Genomic DNA, 17,954 nt, shown 5'->3' on the forward strand with positions numbered 1-17,954 from the left:
TAAATCCCTCTCAGCTAAGGCGCCTGACTCAGCCAGCGCGCCGCAATTTAATCTGAAGTGAACAGACAGAAGCCCGCGAATGCGGGCCTCTGTGTACCACGAGTGCTAAATCCGACCTTAGAAAGCGAAGGCTTCAGCATCCAACTGCATGAGCACATCAACACCACCATCAATGATGTCGGCGTGCGACTGCGTGCGCGGCAGAATCTTCTTGAAGTAGAACTGCGCGGTCTTGACCTTGGCTTCGTAGAAAGCCACGTCACCTTCGCCAGCAGCGATCTTGTCCTGAGCAACCTTAGCCATCCAAGCCCAGAGGTAACCGAGCAGCACATAACCTGAATACATCATGTAATCGGTCGCGGCTGCACCGGCCTCGTTCGGGTTCGACATCGCTTTCATGCCGATCTTCATGGTCAGGTCGCCCCACTCCTTATTGAGTTTGGCGAGTGGGCCGGTGAACTCGGCCATGGCAGCATTGCCGGCTTCCGCTTCACAGAACTTATGCACGATCTTGGTGAAGTTACGCAGCATGGCGCCCTGAGTCTGCAGCACTTTGCGACCCAACAGGTCCAGCGCTTGAATCTGCGTGGTGCCTTCATAGAGCAGCGCGATACGGGTGTCACGAACGATCTGCTCCATGCCCCATTCGCGGATGAAACCATGGCCACCGTATACCTGCACGCCGTGGTTCGCCGCTTCGTAACCGGTTTCGGTCAGGAAGGCCTTGGCGATCGGCGTCAAGAAAGACAGCAGTTCATCAGCCTGCTTTTTGGCTGCTTCGTCAGACGAACCCTGCAAAATGTCGGTCTGTGTGGACAGCCAGTAGCAGAGCAGACGACCGCCTTCGGCAAACGCCTTCTGGGTCAACAACATCTGACGTACGGCAGGGTGCACGATGATCGGATCAGCTTCCTTCTCGGGAGCGACCGGGCCGTTCAAGGAACGCATGGCAAGACGGTCACGAGCATATTCCAGAGCGCCCTGGAAGGAGCCTTCGGCGGCGGCCAAACCCTGCACAGCGGTACCAATTCGCGCCACGTTCATAAAGGTGAACATGCAGTTCAGACCACGGTTAGGCGGGCCAATGAGGAAGCCTGTTGCGCCATCAAAGTTCATCACACAAGTCGCGGAGGCCTTGATGCCCATCTTGTGCTCAATAGAACCGCAAGCAACGCCGTTGCGCTGGCCGTTCGGCAGGAACTTCGGCACGATAAACAGGGAAATGCCCTTGGTGCCTTTAGGTGCGTCTGGCAGACGTGCCAACACGATATGAACAATGTTGCTCGCGAGGTCGTGCTCACCGGCGGAAATGAAAATTTTGTTGCCGGTGATGGCGTAGGAGCCGTCTGCCTGCGGTTCAGCCTTAGTACGGATGAGGCCGAGGTCGGAACCTGCGTGCGATTCCGTTAAGCACATGGTGCCAGTCCATTCACCGCTGATCAGCTTGGTCAGGTAGACCTCTTTCTGCTCTGGCGTGCCATGTGCTTCAACCGTATTGATAGCACCGTGGGACAGACCGGGATACATGCCGAAAGACCAGTTGGCAGTGCCCATCATTTCGCTTAGCGCAATACCAACGGTGGGGGGCAGACCCTGGCCGCCGTGGTCGACTTCCGCCGACAAGGAACCAAAGCCGAGCTCAACGAATTTGGCATACGCCTCTTTAAAACCCTTAGGCGTAGTCACAACACCGTTGTCAAAATGGCAGCCTTCTTCGTCGCCGGAGCGGTTGATTGGGGCCAGCTCGCCTTCACAAAACTGAGCTGCTGCCTCCACAACGCTGTCGATCAGCTCGCGATTCGTGTCGGCAAACTTAGGCAGGCCGGCGTAGAAATTTTCCAAACCCAGCACGTCGTGCATAACAAACTGCATGTCACGCTGCGGAGCTTTATATTGAAATGCCATGTTGAGTAACCTCAGTAATGAATGGGCAATGCCCGCTAACGTATCTGGCGAAGTGAGCCACCGCGAGAAAACAGACCCGACTCGACTTCGACAAGGCACTGAAGTGTAGTGAATAAAAGGTAGTCAACCCAGCCCATTGTGTGACTGATGGTTCACGACTTACAACCCTTGTCGCTACTCGCTTCAGACTGCATTTTTCGCTGATCGATGACACACCGCACTAGGACAAATACTGCTCAGCTTAAAGACGGCAACGAGAGTGCCGTTAAGTTCAGTGTCTGCGCCCGATCAGACGCGGTAGCTACCAGCTGCCAAGGCACAATGCCAAGACAGGGTGCGGGCAACAGGCTGTTTAAAGTCGCTAGGTTATCGGCTGCATGAGGCCAATCCGCTGCGAGATGATTACCCACCCAACCCGCCAACTTAAGGCCATCACGTAATATCGCTTCCGCTGTCAGAATGGCGGCATTCAAGCACCCAAGGCGCAGGCCCACGACTAAGATCACCGGCAAGTTGAGCTCCTTTGCCACGCTCGACAATAACTCGCGATCATTAATGGGCACGCGCCATCCGCCAGCGCCCTCCACCAGCGTGAGCTGAGCACGACGACTCAAGCTACCTCGCACATATCCCGTGAGCTGGGCGGCCGTGATGCGACGATTCGCCAGGCGCGCGGCAATATGCGGCGAGCAGGCCTCTGGCAAGGCCACCGGATTGACCTCATCGTAAATCAGCCTGGGTGAGTTACTGGCGGCCAGCAGCGCAAGGGCGTCGGAATTACGCAACCCGTCTGCGGTCATCTCGCAGCCTGCTGCAATCGGCTTCAGGCCAAGGGTGCTATAGCCCTGCGCGGATGCGGCATGAAGCATGGCCACCGCCACGGTGGTTTTACCCACATCGGTATCGGTGCCAGTGACAAAAAACGCGGGCATATTGCCTCCTAACTGAGCGCGCTGGGTTTAGCGCTAGGCCTGTAAATGAATACGCCACACTTCATAGCGCAACGGGATGCCTCGCGATTCTCGTGCGGCCTCCAATCGCTGCTGCAACTGCTGCAAGGCTTGCCGAGGTGACACGCTTGCACGGACGGTCGTGGGCCGCTGCGCCGTTACGCCTAACTCCCTGAGCGTGCTCAGCCAAGCGGACGGAGAATCATGAAACTCCTCATAGGTTTCAATTTCTGCCTGCCGCAAAGTCCACGGCGAGACCTGCAATGCTCGTTGCCAATCCGCCAGTGGCAACAGGGACGCTCCCGCTCCACTGGCAGCCCCGCGTGCCGACAAACTGCCCGCCACGGGAATCACGCAAAAGGCTTGGCCACCCGGCGCACACACCCGATGCAGTTCATTCAGTGCTTGCGAAGGGTCATCACACCAGTGCAAGGCAAAGTTGCTCAACAGGATATCCATAGACGACGACGCAAAGGGCAAAGCTGCCGCGTCCGCACAGACCTTAAAGACCGATGCATGGGGTGCGGATTTCACGCTGTATAACATGCCCTCACTGAGATCCAAGGCATACATCGTGGCCAAGTCCAGACCCGCTTGTTGGTGCAATTGCTGAATCAACCAGCCCGTGCCACAGCCCACATCCAAAATACGTAGCGATGGCGATGCCGCGTGCAGGTGCGGCAGCGCCGATAACAACAGGCGCTGGGCGCTTTGCTGCTGCAGTTGCGCGAGGTCGTCATAGCGCGAGGCGGCGCGGTCAAATCGACGCCTTAACAGCTGCTGCCAGGCAGTCATATCAACACCTTGGCATCGCTCATCTGACTAGCCAAGCTGCGCCACCAAAAACGGCATGGCATGCGCCAAAAAGGCGTCTGGCTCCGCTAAAAATGGCGTGTGGCCACTCTGCGCCAATACGCAAATAGCTGTCGAGTCCAGCTCCGGCTTTAGCTCTGCCAACGCCTGTGCCAGCGCTGCCGGCACCAGCACATCGTTTGCGCCCAGCAGCGCCATCACGGGCTGCGTTAATCGACGGAAGTCATCGCGCACATCCAGCTCGGACAGCAGACGCAAGCCGCCGCGCAAGGCTTGAGGGGCGGGTAAACCCTGCAAATACACAATCTCTTGCAGAAAGCGGATGTCCTCTTTCATGCGTTGAGAGCCCCGGCATTGCAACGACAAAAAGCGAATCAGGGTGCCTTCTGGGTCTTCATCATAAAAGTCACGGAATTGCTGAAACTGCGATGCGGCCATCGCCGTCGCCCAGTCTTCGCGCTGCACAAAGCTGGGGTTGGTCGCCACCAATAACAGCGCCTTGACCCGCTGTGGATGGCGAGCGGCAATGGCTGTGGCAATCTCGCCGCCCAGCGACCAGCCCATCCACACGGCAGAAGCTGGCGCAACCGCCAGCACCAGCGACATCACATAGTCCAAATCGTAATCGCCTCGGGGTAACGGGCTGCGGCCCATCCCCGGCAGATCAATGACAGTGACTTGATAATGCGCGAGCAGCGCCGGCACGATGGGGTCCCAGACGACCGAGTGCAGGCCCCAACCATGGAGTAGCACCAAGTCCGGAGCCGCTGCACCCGCAGGGCCGGTGCAGGCATAGGTGTCGTGGTAAAGCACTAACGCGGTCGTGTATTCATCTCTGTTGCAAATTCGGGGGCCAGCTCAGCCATGGCTGAGAGCAGCGAGGCCAGCGCGGCATCGTCATGGCTGGCCGATAACGTTAGGCGTAAGCGCGCCGTGCCAGCGGGAACCGTGGGCGGGCGAATAGCGCCCACCCAGAAACCGCGCTCGGCTAGCGCTGCACTCAAGGCCAAAGCGCGCTCAGACGAGCCCAAGTGAATCGGCTGTATGGGCGTGGCACTGTCCATCAAGGTCCAGCCTTGCGCCTGCAGGCCGGATCGCAGCTTGGCCGTCAGCGTCTGAAGACGCTCGCGTCGCCAATCATCCGCACGCAATAAGCGCAGCGCATGGCGCGTGGTTTCTGCTAGAGCCGCAGGCAGCGCCGTGGTGTAGATCGCCGTACGCGTGGTCTGCTGCAACACATCCATCAGTAACTTAGGGCCAGCGGCAAAGGCACCATAAACCCCAAAGGCCTTGCCTAAGGTGCCAATGCGCAGCGGAACAGCATCCGCCGGCAAACCCAGATGATCGACGCTGCCGCGCCCTTGCGCACCGAGCACGCCGAATGCATGTGCCTCATCGAGCATGAGCAGGGCATCGTGCTGCTGGGCGCAGTGCACCAGCTCGGCCAGCGGTGCGAGATCGCCGTCCATACTGAACACGCCATCACTCACAATCAGTCGTCGCCGAGCGGGGTTATCGCGGAGTCGTCGCTGCAGATCCGCAACATCACCGTGAACATAACGCTGATGATGAGCACCGCTGGCGAGGCCACCATCCAGCAACGAGGCGTGATTTAAGCGATCCTGAAAAATGGCATCGCCCTTACCGGCGAGTGCTTGCAGCACACCAACATTGGCCAGATAGCCATTCCCAAAGAGCAGCACCGACTCCACGCCAAGCCAGTGGGCCAGTTCTTCCGCCAGTGCCTCATGAGCTTGGTGATGCCCACAGACCAGCCCTGCCGCACCTGCCCCCACGCCCAGCGTGCGTGCGGCATGGGCCAAGGTTTCAGCCAGTGCCGGCTCATTGGCCAGGCCAAGGTAATCATTGCTGCAGAAGTTGTTCAGCCAACGCCCCGCGACCTGAACTAACGGCCCTTGCGGCGACTGCAAGGGCCGTTTCACGCGCAACAAATGCTGCTCGCGGCGTGCCGTCAGCGTGTCCTGCAGCCAACCTTGCCAGTTCGATGAAAGCCCTGTTGTCACTCGCGGCTCAAACGCGAACAGCGTCGGCCATGGCGTCACGCCACAGCGGCTGGGCAAGCGGCTTCGCACTTAGCATTTGGGCGGGCTGCGTGATGGCCTCTTCTACTTTGGGCGTGAGCCCCAAGCGCTGAAACAATTTGCGATCCGCCTCTGCTTCCGGGTTAGCCGTGGTCAGCAGTTTCTCACCGTAGAAAATGGAGTTGGCACCCGCCAAGAAACACAGCGCCTGCTGCGATTCCGGCATGTTTTCGCGACCTGCCGATAAGCGCACCATGCTCTTCGGCATGAGAATGCGCGCCACGGCAATGGTGCGTACGAACTCGAAAGGATCAAGATCGTCTACATCCCCTAATGGTGTGCCGGCAATTTTGACCAACTGGTTAATGGGCACCGAATCTGGGTGCATTGGCAAGGTGGCCAGCTGCGTGAGCAGCCCCACTCGATCCTCACGGCTCTCGCCCAGACCCACGATGCCGCCAGCACACACCTTCATGCCCGCATCGCGCACATGCGCCAAGGTATCGAGGCGATCTTGGTAGCTACGTGTGGTGATGATTTGGTTGTAATGCTCAGGGCTGGTGTCGAGATTGTGGTTGTAATAATCAAGACCCGCTTGGGCGAGTTGGCTGGCCTGCTCACTGTCTAGCATGCCCAACGTCATGCAGGTTTCTAAGCCCAGCGCTTTCACCTGCTTCACCATTTCAATGACATAGGGCATGTCTTTTTCGCGCGGACTGCGCCAAGCAGCACCCATGCAGAAACGGGACGCACCCTTCTCCCTAGCATTTTTCGCTTCTTGTACTACTTTTTCTATCGCTAACAATTTTTCTTTATCGAGACCGGTGTCGTAATGGCCGGACTGCGAGCAGTACTTGCAATCTTCGGGGCAGGCACCGGTTTTAATAGAGAGTAAGGTGCTGACCTGCACGGCATTGGCGTCGAAATGCTGTCGATGCACTTGCTGAGCCTGAAACAGCAGGTCATTGAAAGGCAGCTCAAACAGGGCGCGCACTTCGGTGCGGGTCCAATCATGGCGAAGGTCGGAACGACTCAGGGATGAGGTCATGGCATTGAAAACTCAGGTGGCTCAAAAGCAATGGCCGATTCTGGCGACACTGGCGCGCTATCGTCAACTTGCATCAAGAAAAATTATTGACAATATGAGAGGCAATCAGTGTTTACTGTGCTTACAACCCGCTCAGAGTCGCTGCCTTTGCTCAGGCTGCCTAGGCGATTTACCCTGGCAAGAGCGGGTTTGCGAGCGTTGTGCACTGCCTATGCCTGCCACGTCAGCCGCCAAGCAGTGCTTTGATTGCCAAAGCGCCCCACCCCGCTGGCAGTCGGCCCAGGCGGTTTTCCACTACCAGTTTCCCATTGATCGGCTAATTGCGGCGTTCAAATATCACCATCAACTGGCTTTAACCGATCTGTTTGCCGAATTCATGGCAGCAAAACTGCAACCGATGCCTAAGCACGCGCTGATGGTGCCCGTGCCCTTGCATCCCGATCGTTTACGCGCACGAGGCTACGATCAAACCTATTTGCTCGCACGCGCCATCAGTCGTCGCAGCGGACTTGCGTGCGATGCCACGTCGCTGAAGCGAACGCGCGATACCGCCATGCAAAAAAACCTTCATCGCAACGACCGACTATTCAATCTCCAAGGCGCATTCTCCTGCTCGGGCCAGCGACTTTGTCATCGCCCCATTGTTCTGGTGGATGATGTGATGACCACCGGAGCCACCCTATCCGTCATCAGCGACGCGCTACTGAATCAGGGCGCAGAGTCCGTGCATACTCTGGTCATTGCGCGCACACTGCCTGCCTGAGCTGATATGACCTGACCGCATTCATCTGCTTGTCACTCATTCAGCATAATGTGGGTAGCTAGTGCCGGCGCGGCATTGCTAAAATGCGCCAACACTTGGGAGATGCACCGTTCATGCTGATGGCTTTTACCCTGAACAAGGGGCTGCTCGAACCGGTTGCTATTAACGCGGCTGAAGACCTGGTTGCTGACATTCTCTGGGTTGATCTGATCAACCCCAGCGCCGAAGAGCGCGAGTGGGTTCGCACGGCCTATAGCCAGGAATTACCCAGCATCGATGACCTCTATGAAATCGAGGCGACTTCACGATTCTATGAAAACGATGACGGCCTACACATCAGCTCCTACTTCCTGAATTACGCCGACCAATCGTCTACCAACATCTCTGCCGCCTTCGTGTTCAACGGCGATCGTCTGTTCACGCTACGCGAAGAAGAGCTGGCCGCGTTCCGCCTGTTCCGCCTGCGCGCCCGTAAGGGTCTGGTCAACATCAGCAGCCCGAAATCCATTCTGATCGGCCTGTTTGAGACCAAGGTGGAGAATCTCGCCGACATGATCGAGCGTATTGCCGCCGATCTCGAAGTGACCAGTTCGCAGGTGCTCGGCAACGCCGAGACCGACGACATGGAATCGTTGCTGACCGAGATCGCGCAACAAGAAGACATCATCGGTAAAGTGCGTATTTCCATGGTCGATTTGCAGCGCATGCTTTACCTGCTGCTGCGCTCGGGCATGCTCAATGCCGACCTCAGCGAACGCCTGCGCGACATCATCCGAGATTCCGAATCGCTGATCGCACACACCTCGTTCCTGTTCGACAAAATTAAGTTCCTGCTCGACACCACGCTCGGCTTCATCAACGTGAACCAGAACAAGATCATCAAGATCTTCTCGGTGGCGTCGGTGGTATTCCTGCCACCAACCATGATCGCCAGCATCTACGGCATGAACTTCCGCTTCATGCCCGAACTCGACTGGGCTGCCGGCTACCCATTCGCCATCGGGCTGATGGCGCTGTCGGCGGTCACGCCTTTTCTCTACTTCAAACGACGCAACTGGCTGTGAACCATCTCGCCAACAGCCCGGAGTTGTTGGCGCTTGATGCGCTCATTGACAAGGCCGGCTCCCGGCTGGTCAGCGAAGTCGTCACCCGGATTGATGTGGATGGCCACAGCCTGCCGCTGTGGTGCCTGAGCATGGGCAATCGCAGCCCGGATGTACCCGCCATCGGCTTCTTCGGCGGCGTGCACGGCGTGGAGCGCATCGGCAGTCAGGTGCTGATCGCCTATCTCGGCAACCTCGTTGAGCGCCTGCAATGGGATGTGACGCTGCATGACCTGCTGACGCGGCTGCGCCTGGTCTTCATTCCGATTGTGAATCCCGGCGGCTTTCTCCGCGGCACGCGCGCCAACCCGGCCGGTGTGGATCTGATGCGGCATGCGCCGGTCGAGGCCGATGGCGATGTGCGCTGGCCGCTCGGCGGTCAACGCCTAAGCCCGCATCTGCCGTGGTATCGCGGCGCAGTTGGCGAACCCTTACAGCCGGAAGCGGAAGCCGTGTTCAAGGTCGTGCGCGAGCGTCTGCTGCCGCATCGCTTTTCCCTGGCGGTAGACTGCCATTCCGGCTTCGGCTTTCGCGATCAGCTCTGGTTTCCCTATGCCCGAACGCAGCAGCCCTTGCCGCATCTGGCCGAGGCCGAAGCCCTGCGCGCGCTGTTCAATCGTACCTATCCCAACCACAGTTTTTACCTGATGGAGCCGCAGTGCCTGAACTACACCACGCACGGCGATCTCTGGGATTTTCTCTACGATGAAGCCCGGCAGAAACAGCCGGAAAAGCTGTTCCTGCCGTTCACACTGGAGCTGGGCTCCTGGGCCTGGATGAAGAAGAATCCGCGCCAGCTGCTGGACCCGATGGGGCTGTTCAATCCGCTGCTGCCACATCGCCATGAGCGCGTGTTGCGCCGTCATGTCACCCTGTTTGATTTCCTGCAGCAGGCCTGTGTGTCGCATCACAACTGGCTGCCGCAGGGGGCCGAAAGAGTGCTGCACGAGCAGGTGGCGATGGCGCGCTGGTTCAGCTGAGCTGACTCAAACCCGCAGCGCAGCACCCTCTTTAAGCACCGCAAACGCAGACGATGCCACGCCATGCGTATTTAGCGCCACCTGCAAATCCAGCACCGGCTGCTCAATGGCCTCGTCTGTCAACTGAAAGGTATTAAAGTGAATCGACAGCGAACGGCGCGCACCAAGATCAACATGGGCACGCACGGCATCGTCCGGGTTCATGTGGACCGGGCCCATGAACCAGCGCGGCTCGTAGGCACCAATCGGCAACAAGGCCAAGCGCGGTGCGCCGAGGCGCTCGCGGATTTCGGCAAAGTGCGGGCCGTAGCCGGTATCGCCAGCGAAGAAACAGCCACCAGCCTCGCAACCAACATACAGGCCTCCCCAGAGCGTACGATTGCGATCCCGCGCGCCGCGTCCGGAGAAATGCTGGGCCGGCACAAAGTGGATGGTCAGCGGCCCCAACTCGACGCTTTGCCACCAGTCGCATTCGCTGACGCGCGCGATGCCATGCTGACGCAGCACCGCGCCGACGCCGAGGCCGGTCACGATCAGCGGTTCGTCACGCCGGGCAATCCACATCAGCGAGCGCACATCGAGATGGTCGTAGTGATCGTGGCTGAGCAGCACGGCGTGGATGGTCGGCAGCTCGTCCAGACGCAGGCCGGGATTGCGCACGCGGCGCGGACCGATCTGGCGCAACGGGCTGACGCGATCGGACCAGACCGGGTCGGTGAGGAGATTCCACGGGCCGATCTGGATCAGCACGGTGGCGTGATTAACGAAGGTGACCTGCCAATCATCCAGCCGCTGACTGAAGCAGGCCGGCGGCACTTGCGCCTGCTCATTATGCTGCCACTGCGGCCATTCGGCGGGCTTGCGCGTACGCATCCAGCGCAGGGCATCACGCAGTCCATGGCCGGTGCGCAGCCATGGATTGAAGAAACGACTGCCATTGAAGTGGTCGTTTTCCGCCAGCTTCAGACGCGGCTGGCTGAGCACATCCAGCCGTTCTTTGAGCGGTTTCAGCAGCGCTTCCGCCGGGTTTTTCTCATGCACTGCGAAGCTCTCCTGACGACCCGCGCGCACTCACCAGCAGGTAGACCGCGGGTACCACAAACAAGGTAAACAACGTGCCCAGACTCATGCCGCCGACAATCACCCAGCCTATCGGATGCCGGGCTTCGGCACCGGCACCGGTGGCAAACGCCAGCGGCAGAGCACCGAGCACCATGGTGGCGGTGGTCATCAGCACCGGTCGCAGGCGCTGCACGGCAGCATCGAGCACGGCCTGCGCCGGCGTCTCGCCTTGATCGCGGAGCTGATTGGCAAACTCCACAATGAGGATGCCGTGCTTGGTGATCAGGCCGACCAGCGTGATGAGGCCGATCTGACTATACACATTCAAGCTACCGCCAGTGAGCCTCAGCGCCAGCACAGCACCAAGCATAGCCAGCGGTACGGTGAATAGAATCACAATGGGATGCTTGAAGCTTTCGAACTGCGCGGCCAGCAGCAGATAGATGAACAGCAGCGCCAACACAAAGGTCATCGATAGTGCGCCGCTGGCGGCGAGGAATTCGCGCGTCGGGCCACTCCAATCGGTGCTCACTAAGGGATCTGCCAGCGCTTTCGCCGCCTGCTCCATAAAGACCACACCTTCCCCTTGAGAGTAACCCTCCGCGAGACTGGCCGAGATGGTGGCGCTGCGCAGCTTGTTGAAGTGTCCCAGCGATGACGGGCTGATGCTTTCGCTGACCTGCACCAGATTGCTGAGCGGGATCATCTCGCCGTTACCGGCGCGCACGAACAGTTGCGCGAGCTGGTCAGGCTGACGGCGCTGGCTGTCTTCGATCTGCACTAGCACATCGTATTGCGAGCCGTCGCGCTTGAAGGTGGTGACGGCACGGCCGCCAAGGAAAGACTCCAGCGCCCGGCCAATTTCAGCGGCACTCACACCCAGCCTCGCCGCCTGATCGCGATCAATTCGAATAGACAGCTGCGGCTTGTTGAGCTTGAGGTCGGAGCTGACATTGGTCAGGCCGGGGTTGTCATTGGCCTGTGCCATCAGCTCGTTGACGACGCGGCTCAGCGTCTCGTAATCGGCGCTGGTCTGCACCACGAATTCGATCGGGCTGCTGCGGTTGCTCTGCCCCAGCGACGGCGGCAGGATGGGCGCGATCTGCAGACCGGGAATATTGCCCAGCTTGCCCGCCAGCATCGGAGCCATTTCCTGCACCTTGCGCTCACGCTCGGCCCAGGGCTGAAAGCGGTTGAAACTCATGAAGCGGGTTTCGTCCGGGAAGCCAATGATCATGAAAGTCGATGCCCACTCCGGTACCCCCTGCATGACGGTTTCCACCTGCTGCGTATAGCGGCTGAGGTAGGCCGGCGTCGAACCTTCCGGCGCTGAGCCGGCGGCGATGATGATGCCGCGATCCTCGATAGGTGACAGCTCTTTCGGCAGCGCCATGAGCAGCATCACCGCCATACCGAGCAAGCCCAGCGCACCGACAACGACGGTCTTGCGCCAGGGCAGAAGCCGAACCAATGCCCGCTGATAGCCTTGAGTGATGCCATTTAACCCGCGTTCGATGGCCTGCGACCAGCGCGGCGGCGTGCCATGCACCGGCTTCAGCACGCGTGATGCCATCATCGGCGACAGCGTCAGCGCGCAGAAGCCGGAAACCAGCACCGCCGCTGCCAGCGTCAGCGCAAATTCGGTAAAGAGCTTGCCGGTACGGCCCGTGGTGAATGCCAGTGGCGCAAAGACTGCCACCAGCGTCAGCGTCATCGCCATCACCGCAAAGGCAATCTCGCGAATGCCCTTGATGGCGGCGTCGATCGGTGCCAGCCCCTCTTCAATGTGGCGATAAATGTTCTCTAGCACCACGATGGCATCGTCCACCACCAAGCCGATGGCGAGCACAAAGGCCAGCAGTGTCAGCGTGTTCAGCGAGAAGCCAAAGATCTGCATAAAGATCATGGCGCCGAGCAGCGAAACCGGAATGGTGACCAGCGGAATCAGCGTGGCACGGGCGCTGCGCAAGAACAGGAAGATCACCAGCACCACCAGCAGCGTGGCCTCGATCAGTGTCTGCGCCACATTCTGAATGGAGGCATCGATGAATACCGAGGAGTCGTAGGCCAGCTTCAGGCTCATGCCTTCGGGCAAGGCCGCACGGATTTCCGGCAGCGCTTTCGTCACCGCCTGCGACACCGTTAGCGGATTCGCCGTGGATAGCTTAATGATGCCGATGCCGACGCCCTCAACACCGTTGAAGCGTGTGGTGCGACGCACATCCAGCGGCCCCACTTCGATGCGCGCGACATCACCCAGACGCACCAGCAGACCGTTGCTGTTGCGGAGCACAACGGCAGCAAACTGTTCAGGCGTGTTCAGATCCGTCTCGGCCAGCACCGAAAACTCACGTTGCGTGCCCTCAATGCGTCCCGAAGGCACTTCCAGATTTTGCGCGCGCAAGGCTGCTTCGACATCGGCCGGGGTTAAGCTCTGCGCGGCCAAGCGAGGGGCATCCAACCAAATTCGCATGGCCGGACGGCGTTCGCCATTGATACGAATATCGGCAACGCCGGGCAAAGTTTGCAAGCGGTCTTTGATCACACGATCAGCGACCTGGCTAATCGCCAGGGGAGACGCCGACTCGGATTGCGAGTTTTTGTCCGCAGAAAGCGCTAGCCAGATGATGGGGTTGGCATCGGCCTCAGTCTTACTAATGCGCGGCTCATCGACCTCTTCCGGCAGGCGCTGGCGTACCCGCGCCACGCGATCTCGGACATCGCTGGAGGCACTGTCGATGTCTCGATCCGGATTGAACGTCAGCGAAATTTGCGTGGACTCGGCGCGACTGGTCGACGTCATGAAATCGATGCCTTCGATGCCCGACAGCGAGTCCTCCAGCACCTTGGTCACCGTCGATTCGATGATGGCAGCGCTGGCCCCGCGATAGTCGACCTGCACGGTCACCACCGGCGTATCGATATTGGGATACTCGCGCACCGTCAGACGGTCGAAAGCCATCACCCCTGCCAGCATGACCAGCAGGTTGAGTACGGTGGCCAACACCGGCCGGCGAATGCAAAGCTCGGAAAAGGACATGCCTTAGCGCCCCGCTGCCGGAGCCATCCCGACGGTGTCGACATAGGGTACAGCGCGCACCTTTTGGCTCGGCTTAGGTAACTTGTTCTGCCCGGACACCACCACCACATCACCCGCCTTCAAGCCGGACACCACCTCACTTAAACCATTCTGTCGCTCGCCTACACCAACAGGTGTCAGCACCGCTTCATCCCCTTGCAAGCGATACACCACTTGACGTCCGCCTTGCGGCACGATGGCCTGATCCGGTACCAGCAAAACCTGGCGTGGCTGGGCTTGCAGGAAGCGTACTTGCGCACTCAAACCGGGCTGCAGCTTGCCGGCTGGATTCGCCACCAGCACCCGCACCTGCTGCGCTCGCGCAGCACCGTCCAAGGCCGGCTCCAGCGCCTGCACCTGACCGCTCACCTGCAAACTATTCAAGGCCGGAATGGTCGCGGATACGGCTTGCCCGACGCGCAGGCTAGATGCCTCCCGCTCCGGCACCGACACATCGAGCTTCATGGGCGACAGCGACACCAGCGTGACCAGCGCCTGACCGGGCTGCACCAGCTCGCCGGGACTGAACTGGCGCAGACCGGCGCGACCATCGAACGGCGCCAACAAGCGCGTCTTGCTTAGCGCCGACTGCGCCTTGTCCACGGCGGCTCGGGCCACCGCGGCTTGGGCTTGCAAGCGCTCAACCTCGTTGACGGCAATCAGGCCAGACGCAACCAGGCTGCGCGCACGACCCAGATCGGCCTCGGCGAGTTTGCGATTGGCCTGGGCTTGATTCAGCTCGGCACGCGCGGCCGAGTCATCGAGCTGCACCATGAGTTGGCCGCGACGCACCGAAGCACCTTCCTGAAAGCCTAGCGCCGTGACTCGCCCAGCGACTTCAGGACGCAAGGCCAGCGACTCGTTGGCCCGCAAAGTACCGAGCGTGGCAAAGCTAGACTGCCATTCGCCGGTACGCACTGGCATGACTTCGACGCTGGCTGGCGGCCGCTTTTTAGCACCCGCCGCTGCATCAGATCCTGCCGGCTGACAGCCGACCAAAAACGCCAAACTGATCGCCAGCATCGGCAGGGCCGGGCTTACTTCACGCCCCGTAAAAGAAACCAATCGCATGACCACATCCTGACGCTTAATAGCGAGATCTAATAGAAACCGATGAACTGTTTTTAGTCACTGACACGAACTTCCGCACTCACACGCAGTGTTTTTCCAGAAGCCAGTCTGAAAAGAATGGGCACGTTCATCCCCACACGCAGCGGTTGTTTCAGCTCCATCAACATCAAGTGACTTGCCATCGGCGCCAACGGTGTTGTGACGCCGGCGGGCAGCTCTGGCCGAAGCCGCTGTGTCATTTCCATGCGCCCGTGTTCATGGCGCATGTCATGCCACTCCACGCGCCCGGCCATTGGGCTAGACATCTCAACGATATAATCAGCCGACTTTCCCGTATTAGTCAGTAAAACAAACGCGGCGGCCACCGGGCTTTGTGGCGGCACTTCGCGAATCCAGGCTTGCTCTGCCAGAATCGCCGCCGACGCATTCGCACTCAGCACCAGCAACAGGCTGGCAATCCAACGCCTTCCTCGATTAATGCACACGGTCATGACAACTCCATGATGACGGCCCAAGGCCGGAAGTCAGCGCTCATCCGCCTCACGCTGCAGTAATTGAATCGCCTCAACAATCATGGCAACCGACGCCTGCTGATCAAAGAGCTTACGAGTCTGGCCTTGGCCATCGATCAAATACAAATAGTCACTATGACTGACCGACACCGGCTCGCCCGGTGCCGACAACACCACTTGCGCGCCGTATAAGCGCTGCACTGCGGCCAGCGTGGGCAAGTCGCCGGTTAACCCCACGATGCGCGGATCGAAGTAGCGAACGTAATCGCCAAGGACCTTACCGGCATCCCGCGCAGGGTCCACACTAATCATGATCGGCTGAAGCAGGTTCGCCTCTTTACCCAGCGCTTTAAGCACCGCGCGATAACGCGCCAAGGTCATGGGGCAAACATCGGGGCAATGCGTAAAGCCAAAGCTGAGCAGCACGAATCGGCCGCGCCATTCACTGAGCTGTCGCGAGCGGCCGGCATCATCCTGCAACTCAAAATTGCCGCCCAAACGCAATACCGGCAGCACTTCCGCAGGCTCGGAATAGGCTTTCTTTGCCCAGACCGCGACCCCGATCAGCCCCGTGGTAATGGCCAGTACAAAGACAAAAATACGAAAAACCGATGTCATGCTTAAGGCCCCTCAATGACCGTGGTGGGACGCGGTGGAATATCGCCCAGACGCGCACTTAAACGCGTCTCACCCTGCCCCAGTGCGCGCGCGTAATGCACTGCATTGGTCATGACTTTTTTGGCGTAATCTCGCGTTTCCGAGAACGGAATACTTTCGATATAGCGCGTGGCCTCTAGCGGGGTGTCACTCTGCCATTCGCGAGCCCGACGCGGCCCAGCGTTATAGCCCGCAGTCGCTAAGACCGGATGCCCCAACTCCTCTAGCACATGGCTTAAATAGAACGTGCCCATGCGAATATTGTGCTCAGGATCATTCACCGCCTCTGCTTGATAGGGCACGCCCAACTTATTGCTGATCCATTGCGCCGTGTTGGGCATGATTTGCATCAAGCCCCCAGCGCCCACCACCGAACTCGCGTTCGGCACAAAGCGACTTTCCTGACGCATCAGGCCATAGACCCAGGCGGAGTCTAGCGAGCGTTCTTCACTCAGCGTCAGGGCTAATTCGCGATACGGCATGAGGTAGCGCAGGCGCACTGCCTCCACGCCAGACACCTGCTCAGCGGCATAAATCGCTCGGTCATACCAACCCACGTCATTAGCCGCCTGAGCCGCCGCTAGCACCAGCGATTGATCGGCCTGTTTAACCGCCCAATTAAATTCATTCACCGACTCCCACCGCTGCCCCAAGGCGCGCAACGCAAAAGCACGTTGGAATCCGGGCGACTTCACTAGGCGATCGACATCGGCTTTGGCCGTCATCACACCAGAGGCGATAGCGCGGTGCGATTTATCGCCGAGCCGCTCAGCGGCCAGTAGCCCGTAATAGTCATCCTCATGCGCCAAGTGCACAAAAATATAGTCGGCGGCGCGCTTCTGACCAAGCTCGTTGCTGGCAACGCCCTGCCAATACAACCACGGACGACTATCCTGCAAGCGTGCAGGCAAGGCCTGATACAGCGTTTGATACAGCGTCCAGTCTCCGAAACGAATACTTAAACGCAGGCGATTTTCACGATGATTGTCTGGCCAGAATGCGGCTTCGCTGCGCTGAAAATACGTTTCGCTGTTTGCATTGAAGCTCCGTGCAGCGGCTAGAGCGACGTGCCGCCAGGCCACTGGTGCTTGATCGGCCAGCGCCTCGGCTTGTGTCGATAACTGCGTACTCGCAGCGGCGAGATCCAGGCGAGCCCAACGGCCATAGGCATAGGCCACCAGCTCGCGCTGCGCCCTATCGCTCACCTCGGCCTTGGCAATAAACGCAGCAGGGTCGGCTTGCAACGCCTTCAGTGCATCTGCCGTTAAATCGCCCCCCAAGGTTTGCATTAAATGCCGCGCCAAACCGGCAGCATTCGCCTCAAGCGCCAGGCGTAAGCGCAGCCAAATATCTTCGCTAGTAATCACGCCCTGCGCTTGCAATGCGGCCTGAACTGGCGAGCAGGCGCTGGGCAAGTCTTTAGACGTCAGCCACAACGTAGTTCGCAAAGCCTTGGCCTCGGGGCTGGGGATGCGCTCGTTATTGGCGAGCACAGACTGCCAATAGAGGCATTGCAGTTCCAGCTCACTGGGGTCTTGTAAACGCGCAAACTGCTGACGAAACGTCCCCCACTCGCCCTTTTTGGCCAACTGACGCAGCCACTCGCCACGCAGTTTTTCGCTGAGAAAATCACGCTCATCCCGGGCAATAAATGCCTCTAAGGCTGCGCTGTCGCTGTCTTTTGCCTGCCGCCACAACTGCCAAAAATCTGCGTATACCGCCAAGGGAGAGTCCGCCATGGCAACTTTGGCCTGACTTAAAGCAGGCTCGTCTCCGGTACGAAAAGCGGCGCGAGCATTGATCCATTCGACATCATTGGCGCGCGCCATCGTGGAGCCGGTGAGTGAAAAGGCATAAAGCGCCATCAAACACCATGACTTCAGGGGGCGCTTGGCAGATATCGTCATTGTGTTTCCTCAACATGGAACGGAATAGAGACAGTTAACGCACCCAGCGTCGCGCCTCCACG

14 protein-coding genes and 1 pseudogene are annotated in these 17,954 nt (G+C 59.2%); 3 read left to right on the plus strand and 12 right to left on the minus strand.

What is annotated here, in order from left to right; genetic code table 11:
* Positions 1-117: 117 nt before the first annotated feature.
* From AC14IB_RS06140 to bioB, 6 genes and pseudogenes are all read right to left on the minus strand, one after another.
* On the minus strand, positions 118-1,905 hold the full coding sequence (locus AC14IB_RS06140) for an acyl-CoA dehydrogenase C-terminal domain-containing protein (RefSeq protein WP_484231044.1): 1,788 nt from the start codon (positions 1,903-1,905) through the stop codon (positions 118-120).
* Positions 1,906-2,141: 236 nt separating this feature from the next.
* Complete coding sequence (gene bioD, locus AC14IB_RS06145; protein WP_484231045.1) at positions 2,142-2,837, minus strand: dethiobiotin synthase; 696 nt, start codon at positions 2,835-2,837, stop codon at positions 2,142-2,144.
* 33 nt (positions 2,838-2,870) lie between these two features.
* Positions 2,871-3,650, minus strand: coding sequence for a methyltransferase domain-containing protein (locus AC14IB_RS06150; protein ID WP_484231046.1), 780 nt, complete (start codon positions 3,648-3,650; stop codon positions 2,871-2,873).
* A 27-nt stretch (positions 3,651-3,677) separates the two neighbouring features.
* Entirely contained in the window at positions 3,678-4,481 is an 804-nt protein-coding gene (bioH, locus tag AC14IB_RS06155; protein WP_484231047.1) for a pimeloyl-ACP methyl ester esterase BioH, read from the minus strand.
* On the minus strand, positions 4,481-5,692 hold the full coding sequence (gene bioF / locus AC14IB_RS06160; protein ID WP_484231048.1) for an 8-amino-7-oxononanoate synthase: 1,212 nt from the start codon (positions 5,690-5,692) through the stop codon (positions 4,481-4,483). Before bioF ends, bioH begins: the two co-directional genes overlap by 1 nt.
* Positions 5,693-5,789: 97 nt before the next feature.
* A pseudogene (gene bioB / locus AC14IB_RS06165) lies at positions 5,790-6,758 on the minus strand (biotin synthase BioB); the annotation flags it as partial.
* Between the two features lie 211 nt (positions 6,759-6,969).
* Between bioB and AC14IB_RS06170 the strand changes: the two are divergent.
* The 3 genes from AC14IB_RS06170 to AC14IB_RS06180 all read left to right on the plus strand — a co-directional run bounded on the left by AC14IB_RS06170 (position 6,970) and on the right by AC14IB_RS06180 (position 9,604).
* Positions 6,970-7,521 carry a ComF family protein gene (locus AC14IB_RS06170; protein WP_484231049.1) on the plus strand — a complete coding sequence of 184 codons (552 nt, stop codon included), beginning with the start codon at positions 6,970-6,972 and terminating at the stop codon, positions 7,519-7,521.
* A gap of 113 nt (positions 7,522-7,634) precedes the next feature.
* Positions 7,635-8,585, plus strand: a complete 951-nt coding sequence (corA, locus tag AC14IB_RS06175) for a magnesium/cobalt transporter CorA (RefSeq protein WP_484231050.1) — start codon at positions 7,635-7,637, stop codon at positions 8,583-8,585.
* A complete protein-coding gene (locus AC14IB_RS06180) occupies positions 8,582-9,604 on the plus strand; it encodes a M14 family zinc carboxypeptidase (RefSeq protein WP_484231051.1) in 1,023 nt (340 codons plus the stop codon). Before corA ends, AC14IB_RS06180 begins: the two co-directional genes overlap by 4 nt.
* Before the next feature lie 6 nt (positions 9,605-9,610).
* On the opposite strand, the gene AC14IB_RS06185 is transcribed toward AC14IB_RS06180, so the two are convergent.
* The 6 genes from AC14IB_RS06185 to AC14IB_RS06210 are packed head-to-tail and all read right to left on the minus strand — an operon-like array spanning position 9,611 to position 17,892.
* Complete coding sequence (locus AC14IB_RS06185) at positions 9,611-10,645, minus strand: MBL fold metallo-hydrolase (RefSeq protein WP_484231052.1); 1,035 nt, start codon at positions 10,643-10,645, stop codon at positions 9,611-9,613.
* A complete protein-coding gene (locus AC14IB_RS06190; protein WP_484231053.1) occupies positions 10,638-13,706 on the minus strand; it encodes an efflux RND transporter permease subunit in 3,069 nt (1,022 codons plus the stop codon). The genes AC14IB_RS06185 and AC14IB_RS06190 overlap by 8 nt, the downstream gene beginning before the upstream one ends.
* Positions 13,707-13,709: 3 nt before the next feature.
* On the minus strand, positions 13,710-14,816 hold the full coding sequence (locus AC14IB_RS06195; RefSeq protein ID WP_484231054.1) for an efflux RND transporter periplasmic adaptor subunit: 1,107 nt from the start codon (positions 14,814-14,816) through the stop codon (positions 13,710-13,712).
* A gap of 53 nt (positions 14,817-14,869) precedes the next feature.
* Positions 14,870-15,307, minus strand: a complete 438-nt coding sequence (locus AC14IB_RS06200) for a copper chaperone PCu(A)C (protein ID WP_484231055.1) — start codon at positions 15,305-15,307, stop codon at positions 14,870-14,872.
* 33 nt (positions 15,308-15,340) lie between these two features.
* The gene (locus tag AC14IB_RS06205) at positions 15,341-15,946 is read right to left on the minus strand and encodes an SCO family protein (RefSeq protein WP_484231056.1); all 606 of its coding nucleotides are present in this window, start codon (positions 15,944-15,946) and stop codon (positions 15,341-15,343) included.
* A gap of 2 nt (positions 15,947-15,948) precedes the next feature.
* Positions 15,949-17,892: a lytic transglycosylase domain-containing protein gene (locus AC14IB_RS06210; RefSeq protein ID WP_484231057.1), complete on the minus strand. Its 1,944-nt coding sequence runs from the start codon at positions 17,890-17,892 to the stop codon at positions 15,949-15,951.
* Positions 17,893-17,954: the final 62 nt, after the last annotated feature.

The organism is Perlucidibaca sp. (assembly GCF_057084925.1).

Bases quoted from the DNA above. Each gene is read 5' to 3' on its own strand.
- AC14IB_RS06140 (WP_484231044.1), bottom strand. From the start codon at position 1,905: ATGGCATTTCAATATAAAGCTCCGCAGCGTGACATGCAGTTTGTTATG.
- bioD (WP_484231045.1), bottom strand. From the start codon at position 2,837: ATGCCCGCGTTTTTTGTCACTGGCACCGATACCGATGTGGGTAAAACC.
- corA (WP_484231050.1), top strand. From the start codon at position 7,635: ATGCTGATGGCTTTTACCCTGAACAAGGGGCTGCTCGAACCGGTTGCT.
- AC14IB_RS06190 (WP_484231053.1), bottom strand. From the start codon at position 13,706: ATGTCCTTTTCCGAGCTTTGCATTCGCCGGCCGGTGTTGGCCACCGTA.
- AC14IB_RS06210 (WP_484231057.1), bottom strand. From the start codon at position 17,892: ATGACGATATCTGCCAAGCGCCCCCTGAAGTCATGGTGTTTGATGGCG.
- AC14IB_RS06205 (WP_484231056.1), bottom strand. From the start codon at position 15,946: ATGACATCGGTTTTTCGTATTTTTGTCTTTGTACTGGCCATTACCACG.
- AC14IB_RS06170 (WP_484231049.1), top strand. From the start codon at position 6,970: ATGCCTGCCACGTCAGCCGCCAAGCAGTGCTTTGATTGCCAAAGCGCC.
- AC14IB_RS06200 (WP_484231055.1), bottom strand. From the start codon at position 15,307: ATGACCGTGTGCATTAATCGAGGAAGGCGTTGGATTGCCAGCCTGTTG.
- AC14IB_RS06195 (WP_484231054.1), bottom strand. From the start codon at position 14,816: ATGCGATTGGTTTCTTTTACGGGGCGTGAAGTAAGCCCGGCCCTGCCG.
- AC14IB_RS06150 (WP_484231046.1), bottom strand. From the start codon at position 3,650: ATGACTGCCTGGCAGCAGCTGTTAAGGCGTCGATTTGACCGCGCCGCC.